The sequence below is a fragment of the Pirellulales bacterium genome (genome assembly GCA_033762255.1).
Taxonomy (GTDB): domain Bacteria; phylum Planctomycetota; class Planctomycetia; order Pirellulales; family JALHPA01; genus JANRLT01.
Genome location: JANRLT010000036.1, coordinates 16,675 through 31,854 on the forward strand (window position 1 = coordinate 16,675; position 15,180 = coordinate 31,854).

The following is a 15,180-nucleotide window of genomic DNA, read 5'->3' on the forward strand; positions in this document are numbered from 1 at the left end:
GGAGACGGAAATGGAGGGGGGAACTGTTTGTTCCGTTCGCCATCCCCCGCGGTAAAGCGCCGCTTAATCTCCCACATCCGATTCTAAAAAGCGGGCCAGTTTATAAAAATCGCTTGTCGGAGAAATATACCGCACGACCGTGACCAGAGTTTCCGGATTGACCAACTGTTCAAAAGGGACATAGTTCAGGTCCAACTGGCCGCTGACGCTGACCATCACGCCATTAAGCCGTTGTTCCACCAAAGCCCGGTAGGCCCCCACGCCCAACTGGCTTCCCAGCATGGCGTCAAAGGCGTGCGGCCGGGCGCAGCGGACTTCGTAACCCAGTTGCATGCCGTTGACCTTGCGGGTTTTGCCGGTTTGCTTTTTAAACTCATCCGCGACAAGCTTACTAAACATCTTGCCCAGGTTGATTTCGGCAATGCTGATATGTCCGTGGTCGTCGCGACCGACCCCTTGCAAATATTTTTGGGGCAAAAGCTCGGCCAGGCCCTCGGCCATGACGATCACGCCGTATTGCTTGCCTTCGACTTCTTCGCGCAGCCGCATGGTCTTGATGATGCGGTTGACGACTTCATCCACATTCATGACAAAGCGGGTTTTGGTTTCGCCCGTTTTGGGGTCGGTCACTTGTTCCGTCGCCCGAAATTTACCGTGGATATCCTCGACGCTGATCACTAGCGACGCCTCGCCGGCGATGGCCGCTCCATAGGCCAGCCAACCCGCCGAACGGCCCATGGTTTCGCACAAAAAATACGCGCGCCCCGCCTCGGCGTCGTACAATAAGTTGCGAATCTCGCTGGCGAGCGTCTCTACCGCCGTAAAATAGCCAAACGTAAAATCAATCCCCGTATAGTCGTTATCGATGGTCTTGGGCAGGTGGACGACGGGGATCCGCCGCGCGTCGGCGGGGAGTCGATCCTGGAAGAGCTTAAATTTATTCGCCGTTTTAAGCGTGTCGTCGCCGCCAATGCTAATCAGGCAATCAATACCTAGCGAACACATCCCCTCATAGACGGTGCGCAGGGGTTTGACCCGTTCGGGATCATCCAGGTGGCTGGGATGGGAAACATTCTTGCCGGGGTTGGTCCGGGCGGTGCCGATCATGATCCCCTGGGAATTCCGCGTCCGCCGCAGCATTTTTTGGTCAATGACGATGTAATCCTGCCCCTGCACCAGCGGCCGTTCCGGTCCAAATTCAACCAAGCTGGAATACCCATGCAGAATCCCCACCACGTCGATGCCATTGCGTAAAAAAGAGATCGCGGCGGCGGAAATAACGGCATTGGCGGCTGGAGCCGGCCCACCGGCAAAAAGGATGCCGACACGACGAAACGGAGCTGCAATACGGGGAGGGCGTTTAAGGGTGGTGATATCGCTGGCCATGGGAGCTGTCAAAAAGGAGCGTGAGGGGGTGGAAAAGACCTGAATTTTAGCAATTCCAGGGAGCTTTTGCTACGCCTGCGCGGGAGGCGAGAGACGGAGACGGGAGGGTGGGTAGGGCTGAGCCTTAGCGAATACCCAGTTGATAGCAAAATGGGAGTTATCCAAGCTCTGAGTCAACCCATGATATCACTGAGGAAGGGGTTACAAGACTAAGATAACCCATTTTGTTGAAGGCTCATGAGGTTTAGTGCATGGCTATGAGGATAGTTTCATAATCATACAGCAAAAAAGCCCCTGGCTACAACGGTTTAGCCAGGGGCTGTAACACGGCATGGATACTCTACATTCTAAATCATTTTGACTACCGACCCTGCCGCCACCAAATTCCACACCCCGCGATCACCAACCCCGCCAACATCCAGCTTGACGGTTCGGGGATAAATCCCACGGTGATGTTATCCAGCAATACACCATCAAAGTCATTGCTTTCGACCAAGGTGATCTTGTTAAAGGGATCCGTGTCGGTCACGCCGATGAATAAGCGATTATTAAACGCCAAACCAGGGCCAAATGTCCCCACGGGGACGGTTTTGGAGGATGCGGTCACGGTATTTTCCAGGATCAGGCTCAGTGTGTTAGCATCACTATCACCGACGTTTGTCGCGTAAAAGCCAAAGCCCGTGACAGGCTTATTTAGGGCAAACCAGTCGGGAATACCAGGTTCGGTGGCGGAGGCCGGTCCCGCGTCCAGTAAGCTATTCGTTCCGCTCACAGCCAAAGCCGCAAATGCCGCGACAAAATTCACATCGGACTGAGCGGTCGCGCCCGTGCCAGGGAAAGTTAGGGTGGGATCCAGCGAAAAACCGGGATAGCTTTCCAGGTCATCCACGCCAAACAGCGCCAGCGCGGAGGTAAAGCTGCTGTTGGCCACGGCGGGCGTCACGGGACCGGCATCGGTTCCCAGATATAGTGTTTGGCAAAAACCGTCACAGGGGGCAAACACCAAGCAACAGAACGCAAAAAGACAAATGCCAAAACGGCGTAACACGGCGGGTGTGTGGCTCATGAGCAAATCTCCGGGGGGAATATCCAAGGTGGGGCAAAAACTCTTAGAGATAGTGTAATTTAGGCCGTTGGGGGAAACAACGGGCTGCAAACCCGCCGCGAGGGGTGTTTGGGGACAATTTGCCCGTCCCGCCGCTGCTTCTTAGAGGTTAGCCAGCAAAATATGGCCTACGCCCTCTCAGAAATTATCGGGGGAGGACAAAATGGGGCGAACTGCCGATACGGGATCACACATCCAGGTCCAGCGATCTCTCCCGTGCATTAACCCAAGAGTTCCCGTTCGACAAATTTGGTATCGATGGTTCCGCTGGCAAAGGCGGCGTTGCTGAGGATTTCTTGTTGTAGGGGGATGGTGGTAGCGATCCCTTCGATTTTCATCTCGCGCAATGCCCGTAGCGTGGTTTGAATGGCTTGCGCTCGGGTGGGCTGGTAGACAATCAGTTTGCCAATCATCGAGTCATAATAGGGGCTGACCGTGTAGCCGCTATAGGCATGCGAATCCCAACGCACTCCCGGACCACCAGGGGGGATCAGTTGGGTGATTTTACCGGGAGAAGGTTGGAAATTTTTTGCGGGATCCTCGGCGTTGATTCGACATTCGATCACCGCCCCGCGCGGTTGGACTTCTTCCTGGGTAAAGGGAAGTTTTTCTCCCGCGGCGACCATGATTTGAAGTTTGATCAAATCGACTCCGGTCAGTAATTCGGTCACCGGGTGTTCGACCTGAATCCGCGCGTTCACCTCGATAAAGTAAAAATTCCCCTGCTGATCGACGATAAATTCGACCGTGCCCGCATTGGTATATCCGGCGGTCCGCGCCAGATTGACCGCGGCGTCGCACATGGCCTGTCGGACGGCGGGATCCAGGCGGCTCGAAGGGCTTTCCTCGATCAATTTTTGATGCCGGCGCTGGGTGGAACAATCGCGCTCATACAGATGCAGAACATTGCCGTGCTGGTCGGCGATGATTTGCACCTCGACATGGCGGGGTTTTTCGATATAGCGCTCCAGGTAAATTCCCGCGTTGCCAAAGGCGGCCTGCGCCTCGGCGCTGGCTTGCTGGATCGCGCTTTTGAGGGTGAGATCGTTGCTGGCGACACGCATGCCGCGCCCACCCCCTCCGGCGGTCGCCTTGATCAAGACCGGAAAGCCGATCTCCCGCGCGACACGCACCGCCTCTTGTTCGTCGGTGATCAGGCCATCGCTGCCGGGAACCACCGGCACATTCGCCTGCCGCGCCAGTTTGCGGGCGGAATTTTTATCCCCCAATTTGGCCATCGCCTCGGGCGTGGGGCCAATAAAACCGATCTGGCAAGCGCGGCACACTTCGTTAAAGTGGGCGTTTTCGGATAAAAAACCAAAGCCCGGATGAATCGCCTGGACATCGCCAATTTCGGCGGCGCTGATGACTCGATCAATCTTTAAATATGATTCAGCCGCCTTGGGGCCGCCGATGCAATACGCCTCGTCCGCCAGGGTCAAATAATGTGCGCCGCGGTCGGCTTCGCTGTAAACCGCCACCGATTCAATCCCCAGTTCGCGGCAAGCGCGGATCACACGCAGGGCAATTTCTCCGCGATTGGCAATAAGTATGCGTTTAAACATAGGAGCTGGATAAAAGTATCAAGGAATCCCGGGTCGTCGCCGCCCCCCTGGGCCCATTTCGGGCGCGGTTGGGGCCGTTTGCGATCTTCTTTACCGACAGAATGGCAATCCATCCCCGCGACTTAGCCCGGGGAAAGTTTGAATAATGGCTGGCCAAATTCGACCGGTTGGCCATTTTCCACCAAGATCGCCGTGACTTGTCCCGTCACTTCGGCGGGTATCTGGTTAAAGACCTTCATCGCCTCAATAATGCAGACCACGGTTTCCGCGCCAATATGATCCCCAATTTTGACATAGTTGGGAGATTCGGGATTGGGACGCGAATAATATGTCCCGACCATCGGGCTTTTGATGACGATCTGGTTGGCGTCATCAGGGGGGGCGGATGAGGCGGCAGGCTTGCTTGCAGCCGCGGGAGCCGGGGCGGGAACCGAGGACATGGCCAGGGGGGGCGCGACCGTGCCGCTGACTTGGGGTTCATACCCCCGCCGCAAGCGGACCCGTTGCTCTCCTTGCTTAAGATCAATTTCCGAAAGATCGTGTTCCTTCATCAGTTCCACTAATCGGCGAACTTTTTTTACGTCAAAAATATCGCCCTGGCCCGCACCGGAATTCGTCATGAATCGCCTCCGCAAAAGTTCCCGGCATTGGTCTCAGCTAGCTGAATACCCAAAAAAGCCGTTCCCGAGGTATGAAGGGGAAAATGCTGTGAAATTGCCCATTATTCACAACTATTCTTGTAAAAAAGCCAGATTATACTCACTTTTGGCAATTTACGTAACCCAAGCCGCCCGTGTTGAATTCCAACTTTTTGGTAAAGTGCTGAGCACTTCATGTCCGTCTTTGGTCACCAAAACGTCGTCTTCTAACCGCACGCCGCCAAATCCCGGCAAATATATTCCCGGTTCCACGGTGACGATCATCCCTGGTTCTAAAATTTGGGTGGAGGTGGTGTTAAAACGTGGCATTTCATGGACATCCAGACCTATGCCATGACCCAGGCCATGCCCAAAATACTTGCCAAATCCAGCTGCGGCGATGGAGTTTCGCGCGGCGGCGTCGACGACGGAACATTCGACCCCGGGGCGAATTTTGGCGATGGCCGCTTTTTGTGCCGCCAGGACCGCGCGATAAATTTTTTCCAATTTGGGGTGAGTCTTGCCGGTAATGACAATTCGCGTCAGATCGCTGACATAACGATTGGCCCGCGCTCCCCAATCGACCAATAGCAGCGGATTTTCGCCTAATTTGGCATGGCTAGCACGCCCATGCGGCAAAGCCGCGCGAGGTCCGACAGCCACGATCGGCTCAAAACTATGACCGCTGCCACCGCGATTGCGAATTGCCTGCTCGAGTTGATGGGCAAAATCGATTTCCCGCTCGTCCGGGGAAAGTTTATCTAAACACGAGACAAAGGCCTCTTCGGCGATTTTTACCGCCTGGCGAATCTCGCGGATTTCCTGGGCATCCTTAACAGCGCGCAGGTTTTCAATGAGGGCGTGGGTACTGACCCAGTCTAGCTTTCCTTTGAGGTTTTCATCGATTCGCTCCCGCAGGCCCACGGTCATGGTGTCGGCCTCGCAGCCGCAGGACCGAATCCCTAGTTTTTTGAGGGTGCGCGCAACCGCCTGATCCATCGTCTGGGTCCCGCGACCGGTTTTGCGGACTACCAACTCCAAATTGGGACATTCATCCGCCAATTGGGTGACAAAGCGGGAGTCTGTAATCAAAATTTCGCGTTGCGGATCAAGAAAAAGGATCGAATCCTCGCCGGTAAACCCGGTTAACCAATGAACGTTGGTTTCGCGCTGCACCAACAAGCTGGGGATTTTTTCTTTGTGCAGGGATTTGCGCAACAATTCCCGGCGGCGGGCAAAACGATCGGTCATAGTTAAAATCGAGGCGGCGTAAATGGGAGGTGGCGATTCATACGATTACGTGGGCTTAGCATAGCACATTTTTAGCGAATTTGGCCACCAAAAGGCTAAAACCAACTCTCCCGGCGGAAAATTGACCTAATTTTACCCCGGAAGAGAAATCCGACAGATACGCGCTTGTATATATTTGATTATATTCTATACAGTATGCTGGCTAAGCAATTCCGGGTCATGACGTAGAATTGCAAGTGTGCATGGGATACGCCAGTAGGTAAAGCGGGGGCAGTGATGGTAACCCGCGCAGCATTTTTGTGAAATTATGTCAACTTCGCGCGTGGGGGACTTTCCAGAGGCGGAAAGAGCGGGAGGCACCATCAAACTCTGGTGGTGGCTCTTGGTGGGGAGTTATTTGGTCGGCCAAGCCGCGTTGGCGGTTATTTTATGGAAAATTGTCGCGGGGCGCGAGTTTAGCCATGACACCGCCGACTATCTAAAATATCTGGCCGATCCCTGGATGTTGCTCAAACCCGTTTCCGACCATGACACCGTGGGGGGGCGGATCGCTTCCCCCTTGTTGCCGGTGGTGATCTCTCCGTTGATATACGCGCAACGCATTTTAGGAATAAATACGTTTTTGGCTCTGCGTGGCACGATGATCATCTGCGCCACGATAGGCATGGGGATCGGTTGGGGGCTGGCCCTGCGGGATTATGGAGTACCACGCGGTTGGCGGCAATCTTCCTTGATGTGGCTTCTCTGGGCGTTGCCGGTCTGCTGGTTGGCGACTAGTTTAATGTCCCAGGATGACGCTATTGCCGCTGCCTGGTCGGGTCTCGCACTATGGGCATGGCGGCGGCACGGACCCATCGCTAGCCTGCATGTGGCGGGTCTAGGCATGTTTTGCGCTAAACCATTTCTAGTTCTTATTTTCTTGCCTTTATGGCTGGCCACGCCTGGCAAGCGCTGGACGTTGTTTCTGTATGGGACGATTTGGGTGGCGTCGTGGGTGGCCTTGATTGCCTGGCGGGATAGCGGGCTAGCCAGTTTTGGGCATTCCGTCCACCCTACCATGAGCGGCAATCTGTGTTCCATTTGGTGGATTTTGGCCGGCTATTCCACTCCCCAGGCCGCTCATGATTTTCGGATCTTGGCAAAACAACTGGGGTCATATTTGACATTGATCGTGTTGGGTGGCTGGACTGTGGCTGGATTATCCCGTCCGGTCCCGGTACCCCGGGGCGTGGTCATTACTTATTGCCTGTTTTTTGTGGCATTTGTGGGGATGATGCCCGAATATGAATTGTGGTACATGCCCTGGTTGATTTATGTGCTTTGGGAGGTGGCGCGGCGGGGGGATTATGCAACCTGTCTGGTGGGGTGGTCGCACAGCGCCTGGGGATATGCCTACAAGCTTCTTTATGCCTGCGATCATCGAATCTTTAATAAAGCGCTTCCGTCTCCGCTGCAAACCTGGTATGCCCGGACGGTGGACTGGGATTTGCGGTTACCATTAGTCATCTGCGCCGCGGCCACGATACTTTCGGCGTTGTGGTTGGCGTGGAGGTTATGGCGTACCCCTCCAGCAGCGGGGGCCTTATCAATGAAGTAAATTAACTAAAATGATATATTTGAATTTAATCATCATGGCTGTGGCTTTTTAGCAAGTGTTTTTCAGTAAGTCGCGGCTGCCCTGGGAAATGTGTGGTGGATTGCGCGAGAGCAAATAGGTGCAATCCATACTGGCCTAATCTTTTGTTGTTGCTTATTTTCCCCGTCTCCCGCTGATCAGCGGGCAGTTTTAGCCATCGGCATATTCGTAACGCCAACGTATAGCCTGGTAAGTATTTTTGCATCGGAGGCGGGTTAAATGGGGGCGTCCCGTGCGGGTAATACAGTAGTCATCGTGATTTGAGATATGGCATAAAAAATACCACAAGTTGCACTGGCGTAGTAACTTGCATCAATTTAGAATGTGCTTGTGAATAGTTTCACTAACCCTGATCGGGGAAAGTGTCAGCGATCATGAAAACGCTCGGCAAAAAATTACAACTCGGCGCTGTCAGCTACCTCAACACCAAGCCCCTTATCGAGGGACTGGCAGAACTAGCCCCTTACGCCAATTTGCAGTTGGATTATCCCAGCCGCTTGGCGGATCGCCTGGCCCGGGGGGAGCTTGACGTGGCTCTGATCCCCTCGGTCGAGTATTTTCAAAATCCCGCTTATCGGATTATCTCGGATGCGTGCATTGGTTGCCGGGGACCGGTCCTGAGTGTCAAGCTATTTAGTCGGGTGCCCATGGATCAGATCCGCACACTGGCCCTGGATGAAGGATCGCGCACCAGTGCCGCATTGACTAAAATTCTCTTGTGGCAGCGGTTTGGCATAAGGCCGCGGTTGCAACCCTTGCCGGTTATGGCGGGCTTGGCCGATGCCGACACCGATGCCGTCCTGCTCATCGGTGATCGCGCGATTTTTTCCCCAAGTGGCAAATTTGCCGAAGTTTGGGACTTAGGGGATGAATGGTGCCGTTGGGCGGAGCTACCCTTTGTGTTTGCCATGTGGGTGGCACGGCCTGAGATCGACACCACCGAAATCACCACTGCGCTAGAGTTAGCCCGTGACCGGGGGGTCGCCCAGTTGGGTCAAATTGCCCTCCGTGAAGCGGCGACGCTGGGGATGACCGTTCCACAGTGTCATAGTTATTTGCGGGACAACCTGTATTTCTACCTTGGCCCGCGCGAAGCGCGCGGCTTGGCCCTTTTTTATCAGCATGCGCAAGCGTTGGGCTTGGCGCCCGCGGGAGTCAACCTTGTCCGCCATGATTACGAAACTGTTGGATAAATCAATCGCGGGAGAACGGCTAACTCCGGCCGAGGGGTTGCAGCTCTTGCAGTCGCACGACCTAACGGCATTAGGGCAGGCGGCTGACGCAGTCACGCGCCGCCTGCATCCAGAAGACTTTCGAACCTACAATATCGACCGCAATATCAACTACACCAATATTTGCACGGCGGTTTGTGATTTTTGTGCTTTTTATCGTACTCCCCGACATGCCGAAGGATATGTATTAGACCGTCAGACACTATTGCAAAAAGTCCGGGAAACCGCCGAGTTGGGGGGGGATCAAATCCTGATGCAAGGAGGCTTGCACCCGGATTTTAAGCTGGAGTGGTACGAAGAATTATTATCGGATATCAAGCGAGAGTTTCCCCAGATTAACGTGCATGGCTTTAGCCCGCCCGAGATCCATCACTTTACCAAAGTCAGCAAGCTCCCCTTGCGGGAGGTGCTAACCCGGTTAAAGGCCGCGGGACTGGGAAGCCTGCCCGGCGGTGGGGCCGAGATTTTGGTCGATCGCGTCCGCGCTGCGATCACCCGCGGCAAAGTCATGACCGAAGATTGGCTGAATGTGAACCGCGTTTGGCACGAATTAGGGGGGCGCAGCACGGCCACCATGATGTTTGGACATGTCGAGACTTTGGCCGAGCGCATCGAACATTTAGAACGGTTGCGGCAACTCCAGGACGAAACCGGCGGCTTTACCGCGTTTATTTGCTGGACTTTTCAGCCGGAACATACGGATATGGCTCATCTGCCCCCGGCAGGAGGTTTTGAATATCTCAAGACCCAGGCGGTCGCGCGGTTGTATCTGGACAACTTTGCCAATATTCAGTCAAGTTGGGTCACCCAGGGGCTAAAAGTCGGGCAACTGGCGTTGCTGTACGGAGCAAACGACATGGGGAGCCTGATGATTGAGGAAAACGTGGTTTCAGCCGCGGGGACGGTGCATTATCTGAGCCTTAATCAAATGCGCGACGCTATCCGCGAGGTGGGGTACATCCCCCGCCGGCGAAATGTCTTTTATGAATTGCTGCCTGAGCCGGCTGATTCCGCCGCTTATGATGTCCCGGCTTACCAAGCGGTTTCGGTCCAACAACAAACGGCCCAGCAGGCTGCCCAGCAAATCCTCGACCCAAAATTGGCCCGGGCAAATGACCTGCTGCGGGTGGTCAACCAGGCTTAATGGGGTGGTAGGCAATTTTGGGTTAAATAAAGCCGCCGATGGCATCGGCGGAATGGAGACAGGAGGTAGGAGACGGGAGGAAAAAATTTGGATTTTGGTCTTTTTTGGTCAAAACAACGGGATTACCGACCCACATTGCTGGACCAGCCAGCGGTGGGACACGTTCTAAGCTACCTTTACGTTTGCGGAAAATCTCTTTGCCCCCGCTCCCTTTCATCGGTATGATACTCTTGGCAGATTTTGCCAATTCTATCATCGGGGGGCTTATCGCACTTTTGGGGGAAAGGATTTTGCATGGATCGGCGCATGTTCTTAAAGTCCAGCGGTTTGGGATTATCGTTGGCCGCCCAGGGGGGATTACTGGCAAGCGGGGGGGCCGCAGAAAAAACTATCGCGGTCAAAGCCCACGCCCTGGCCAAGGAAAAAGTGCCTCGGGTCGGCCTGATCGGCTGTGGCTGGTATGGCAAATGCGATCTGCTGCGGTTGATCCAAGTCACTCCCGTGGATGTGGTGTCGCTGTGCGATGTCGATAGCGAGATGTTGTCCAAGGCGGCGGAAATTGTGGCCAGCCGTCAACTGAGCAAAAAGCAGCCGGTCAAATATTCTGATTATCGCGAGATGCTAAATGAGCGGGATTTGGACATTGTGCTGATTGCCACCCCCGACCACTGGCATGCCCTCCCCGCGATTGCCGCCATCGAGGCCGGAGCGGACCTCTACTTGCAAAAGCCGATCAGCGTCGATATAGCCGAAGGAAAAGCCATCCTGGACGCCGCGCGTAAGCATCAACGCGTGGTGCAGATCGGCACGCAGCGCCGCAGCACGCCGCATTTGATCGATGCCCGCAATAAAGTTATTCGCGAGGGAAAACTGGGAAAGATTGGCCTGGTGGAAGTCTACTGCTATTACCACATGCGCACCCGCGATAATCCCCCGGATGCCGCGCCTCCCGCGAATTTGGATTATGAAATGTGGACCGGCCCAGCCCCGCTGCGTCCCTATAACAAATTGGTGCACCCGATCAGTTGGCGCGCCTTTAACGAGTACGGCAATGGCATCGTGGGCGATATGTGCATTCACATGCTGGACACTGTCCGGTGGCTGTTGGATCTGGGCTGGCCGGAAACTGTTTCTTCCCAAGGGGGAATCCTGATGGATAAGGCCAGTAAAGCCAACATTACCGACACCCAGACCGCCACTTTTAACTTTCCGGAATTTCCCGTCGTCTGGACGCATCGGACCTGGGGCGATCCGCCCGACCCGGAATATCCCTGGGGCTTGACCATTTATGGCGACAAGGGAACGTTGCGGGCCAGCGTGCACAAGTTTGACTTTAAACCCCACGGCGGCGGCGAAGCCCTGCATCAAGATGTCAAAATGGAGTTAGAGGAATACCCCGAGGATAAAACCGAAGAACGTCTGGAACAGCACGTCGCGCCGGCGATCCGGGGCCACATGCGGAATTTGCTGGACTGCATTGACAGCCGCAAGCCGCCAGTCGCCGATATCGAGCAGGGTTACATCTCCACCGCCAGTTGCATCATGGCCAATTTGGCGCTGGATGTGGGCCGGACGTTGCACTGGGACGCCGACCAGCATCAGTTCAAAAACGACGACGCGGCCAACGCGCGGCTCCGTCGGCCGTATCGCGCCCCGTGGGTGCATCCCGCGGAAACTGGATAATCCAACTAAGCACGGGCCTCTCGCCGGCAAAGAATCACGCATGTCCCTTGCTGGGCGGCAATCGCAAAGGGACAAAACATTTTTTAAATTTGAGAAACGACCATGCGCTCGACTCGTCAAGCCTTTACCTTGGTGGAATTGCTAGTGGTGATTGCCATTATCGGCATTCTGGTGGCGTTATTGTTGCCCGCGATCCAGGCCGCGCGCGAGTCCGCCCGCCGCACCGAATGCCTGAATAACTTGCGTAATATCGGCATCGCCTACCAAAACCACGAAAGCGCCAACAAGTTCTTTCCCACCGGGGGCTGGGGGTGGTTGTGGACCGGCGACGCCGACCGCGGTTACGACGTGGCCCAGCCCGGTGGTTGGGCGTATAACATTTTGGACTATACCGAGGCCAAAAACATTCGCCAATTGGGTAAAAGCCTGACCGGAGCGGCCAAGAACAACGCCAATACCGAAGCGATAAAATCCTCTGTCCCTTTATATCTGTGTCCCACCCGTCGCACTAAAACCGTATTTCCCAATAAGCTGGGCGGAGGCCGCAACTGGAATAACACCCCGTTGGTGGCCCGCAGCGATTACGCGTCCAACGCTGGCACCCGCAGCGAGAATCAATCCGGCGATGGCCCCGGCAGCCTGAACGACGCGGAGAATTTCTTTAAGAACAATTGGCGCGACACCCAGACTAAATCCGACGGCTTATCGTATGTCCGCTCCCGCGTGCGGACCAAGGCGATCACCGACGGTCTCAGCAAAACCATCGCCGTCGGCGAAAAATACCTCGACCCCCGTTACTACGAAACCGGCGACGACGGCGCCGACAACGAGCATTGCTTTACCGGGTGGAATAACGATATGTATCGCACGGTAAACAACAAAGCCGAAAGCGATCCGGTCTCTGACTATAGCATATTCAGTGGCAATCCCTATAACCGCTTTGGCGGACCGCATACTTCCTCGTGGAATTGCGTCCTGGCCGATGCCGCCACCATTCAGCTTTCGTTTGAAACAAATTTTAACGTTATCAAGGCGCTGGCGGGGCGGGCCGATGGCAAAATTTTTACCCTGCCCAAGTAATCGTTCTTATTCAATCGGCGTCCGCCGCGGTTAACGCAGCGCCCGCACGATCCAATAGGATTTGCTTGGTTCGATTTGCAGATTTTTAAACCAATCGCCCAGGTGTTCCTCATACCAGTTGGGCATTTTGGTCACGAGCAACAATTCTCCACCGGGACGGAGCGCTGTGCGGGCCGCCAGCACAAATTTGCGGGCGATTTCATAATTGGCGTAATAGGGCGGGTTGGCCAACACCAGATCGAACCGCCCCGCGTCCGTGAGCAGCAATTTAGCGGACAATTCCGTTGAAATGCCCGTTAAACTGTTCTTTGCCGCACCAGCCAATACGCACTGGACCGCCCGGGCCGCGGAATCCACGGCCAGAATTTGGACATTTTCCTCACGGGCCGCCGCGGCCAGACTGGCTATACCCGAACCGCAGCCCAAATCCAGCACCCGCATGCCCGGCATGATGTGCATGGCGTTAAGCAATTGGCGACAGCCGGGATCTATCTTGCGATGGGCAAAAACTCCCGGTCGTGTGACGGCGGTTAGCAACCGTTCTCCATCGCGAAAGACGACATCCGCCGAATAGTTTTTGACTTTTTTAAGCGGGCGATCCTTGCTCGCAAGGTACACAGTCCCTTTTTTTGTCGCGCGGCGGGTGACTTTGACAAACAGGGCGTCGATCACTTCCGCTAGCCAGGTGTCACGGGGATTATCGGTTGCGGCGATCAGCTTTCCCCCCACTTGCAAGGCTTGATGCGCGGCCTGCAGTTCCTCCCGGGCAAATTCGCTCTCCCCCTTGGCCGAGAGGGGCAACGCTACCAGATCACAGTTCTGCTCCGCGAAGTCCGCCAGGCAGACCACATTGACGCGCGATCCCGCCGCGCTCAATGACGCGCGGGCCAACTCAAACGGATGCAAATCATAAAAATGGCACGTGACTGCGGCCTCCGGCCAGTGACTTGCCGCCGCCTGGGCCAGTTGTCCCCGCCCCAAGCTGGTGCAGAGCAGTCGCGTGGCGGCCACTTCCGGCAAAAGATCGATGAGCAGTTGCTCGGAGGGAAGCGGGGGAAGCGGCCGATCGGGGGAAGCTGATTCGCGGGAACGTTTCATGTACGGGCGTGCCGGGATTTATTGAGAAAGAAGGGACAAAAGCTACCGATCGACTGGGAATGGTGAAAAAATTTATTCGCTCGGGGAGTTTCCCGGCAGGCGGTGGCCCAGCTTGTCCCGTTTGGTGGCCAAATATTTGGCGTTATGTTCGTGGATCGTGGGGAGAATCGCCACCTGATCGACCACTTCCAAATCAAAACCGCCATAGATAAAGGCGTCGGTCTTTTTGGGATTATTGGTCAGCAGGCGCACTTTGCGCAGGCCCAGGTCCTTTAAGAGTTGGATGCCGACGCCGTAGTCGCGGGGATCGGCTTTAAAGCCCAGGGCCAGGTTGGCTTCGACGGTGTCGAGTCCCTGGTCTTGTAGGGCGTAGGCCTTTAGCTTTTCCATCAGCCCGATGCCGCGTCCTTCTTGTGGCAAATAAACCAGAACGCCGACTCCCTCGCTGGCGATTTGCGCCAGAGCCAGATGCAGTTGGTCTCCGCAATCACAGCGCATCGAGTCGAGCAAATCGCCGGTAAAGCAGGACGAATGCAGCCGCACCAGGGGGGCTTCGACCGAGGTCAGGTCCCCCATGGCCAAGACAAGCGGTTGCTGCGATTCAAACTTGACTCCGTAGCCAATGATGCGAAAACGACCGTGGCGGGTTGGCAGATCGGCCTCGGCCAGGCGATAGACCAGTTTTTCGCGCAGGCGGCGAAAGCGAATGAGATCCTCGATCGTGATGATCGGCATGTCATATTGTTTGGCCAATTCGGTTAACTGCTCGCGGTTAGCACGATTGCCTGTTTCATCTAAAATTTCGCACAGGACCGCCGCGGGAGCCAGGTCGGCCAGGCGGGCCAAATCGACGCCAGCCTCGGTATGCCCCGCCCGGCGCAGCACGCCCCCTTCTTTGGCCAAGAGGGGAAAGAGATGCCCTGGCCGGACAAAATCCGCCGGCACGCTGGCGGGATTGAGGATTTGCTGGATCGTGGTGGCTCGTTCGGCCGCAGTGATCCCCGTTCTGGTTGAACGGTGATCCACCGGCACCGTATAACTAGTCCCCAGGGGGGTGGTGTTGGCATCCACCATCGGCGGCAGCTTCAGCCGTTCGGCCACATCCGGCAAGATTGGCATGCAAAGCTGCCCCTTGCCATGCGTGATCATAAAATTGACAATCTCCGGTGTCACCTTTTCGGCCGCGCAAATAAAATCCCCCTCATTTTCGCGGTCTTCCGCATCCAGCACAATGACCACCCGCCCGGCGCGCATGGCCTCCAGAGCGGCATCGACAGAAGCAATTCTTAGAGGCATAACCACAATTTTTTGCTATGTTAAGGGGAAACTTGGCCTGGAATGATTGCCAGCGGCGATAAAATC

Annotated in this window: 12 protein-coding genes; 5 read left to right on the forward strand and 7 right to left on the reverse strand. The window is 55.5% G+C overall.

Features of this window, described 5'->3' with window-relative positions; all coding sequences use genetic code 11:
- Positions 1 to 63: 63 nt before the first annotated feature.
- From SFX18_10270 to SFX18_10290, 5 genes are all read right to left on the reverse strand, one after another.
- Complete coding sequence (locus SFX18_10270) at positions 64 to 1,386, reverse strand: 6-phosphofructokinase (GenBank protein MDX1963529.1); 1,323 nt, start codon at positions 1,384 to 1,386, stop codon at positions 64 to 66.
- Between the two features lie 361 nt (positions 1,387 to 1,747).
- A complete protein-coding gene (locus SFX18_10275) occupies positions 1,748 to 2,452 on the reverse strand; it encodes a PEP-CTERM sorting domain-containing protein (GenBank protein MDX1963530.1) in 705 nt (234 codons plus the stop codon).
- A 260-nt stretch (positions 2,453 to 2,712) separates the two neighbouring features.
- Positions 2,713 to 4,056, reverse strand: a complete 1,344-nt coding sequence (gene accC, locus SFX18_10280) for an acetyl-CoA carboxylase biotin carboxylase subunit (protein ID MDX1963531.1) — start codon at positions 4,054 to 4,056, stop codon at positions 2,713 to 2,715.
- Positions 4,057 to 4,178: 122 nt separating this feature from the next.
- Positions 4,179 to 4,676 carry an acetyl-CoA carboxylase biotin carboxyl carrier protein gene (gene accB / locus SFX18_10285; protein MDX1963532.1) on the reverse strand — a complete coding sequence of 166 codons (498 nt, stop codon included), beginning with the start codon at positions 4,674 to 4,676 and terminating at the stop codon, positions 4,179 to 4,181.
- Between the two features lie 153 nt (positions 4,677 to 4,829).
- On the reverse strand, positions 4,830 to 5,945 hold the full coding sequence (locus SFX18_10290; protein MDX1963533.1) for a Xaa-Pro peptidase family protein: 1,116 nt from the start codon (positions 5,943 to 5,945) through the stop codon (positions 4,830 to 4,832).
- Positions 5,946 to 6,252: 307 nt separating this feature from the next.
- Between SFX18_10290 and SFX18_10295 the strand changes: the two genes are divergently transcribed.
- The 5 genes from SFX18_10295 (at position 6,253) to SFX18_10315 (ending at position 12,720) form a co-directional block, all read left to right on the forward strand.
- On the forward strand, positions 6,253 to 7,542 hold the full coding sequence (locus tag SFX18_10295; protein ID MDX1963534.1) for a hypothetical protein: 1,290 nt from the start codon (positions 6,253 to 6,255) through the stop codon (positions 7,540 to 7,542).
- Positions 7,543 to 7,955: 413 nt separating this feature from the next.
- On the forward strand, positions 7,956 to 8,774 hold the full coding sequence (locus SFX18_10300) for a menaquinone biosynthesis protein (protein ID MDX1963535.1): 819 nt from the start codon (positions 7,956 to 7,958) through the stop codon (positions 8,772 to 8,774).
- On the forward strand, positions 8,752 to 9,957 hold the full coding sequence (gene mqnC, locus SFX18_10305; protein ID MDX1963536.1) for a cyclic dehypoxanthinyl futalosine synthase: 1,206 nt from the start codon (positions 8,752 to 8,754) through the stop codon (positions 9,955 to 9,957). Before SFX18_10300 ends, mqnC begins: the two co-directional genes overlap by 23 nt.
- 294 nt (positions 9,958 to 10,251) lie before the next feature.
- Positions 10,252 to 11,640: a Gfo/Idh/MocA family oxidoreductase gene (locus SFX18_10310; protein ID MDX1963537.1), complete on the forward strand. Its 1,389-nt coding sequence runs from the start codon at positions 10,252 to 10,254 to the stop codon at positions 11,638 to 11,640.
- Between the two features lie 102 nt (positions 11,641 to 11,742).
- A complete protein-coding gene (locus tag SFX18_10315; protein MDX1963538.1) occupies positions 11,743 to 12,720 on the forward strand; it encodes a DUF1559 domain-containing protein in 978 nt (325 codons plus the stop codon).
- Positions 12,721 to 12,750: 30 nt separating this feature from the next.
- Here the strand turns inward: SFX18_10315 and SFX18_10320 are convergent, their stop codons facing one another.
- Both SFX18_10320 and ribB read right to left on the reverse strand, forming a co-directional pair.
- Entirely contained in the window at positions 12,751 to 13,818 is a 1,068-nt protein-coding gene (locus SFX18_10320) for a methyltransferase (GenBank protein MDX1963539.1), read from the reverse strand.
- Between the two features lie 72 nt (positions 13,819 to 13,890).
- Positions 13,891 to 15,120 (reverse strand): 3,4-dihydroxy-2-butanone-4-phosphate synthase, encoded by a 1,230-nt coding sequence (ribB, locus tag SFX18_10325; GenBank protein MDX1963540.1) that lies wholly within the window; start codon positions 15,118 to 15,120, stop codon positions 13,891 to 13,893.
- Positions 15,121 to 15,180 lie beyond the last annotated feature (60 nt).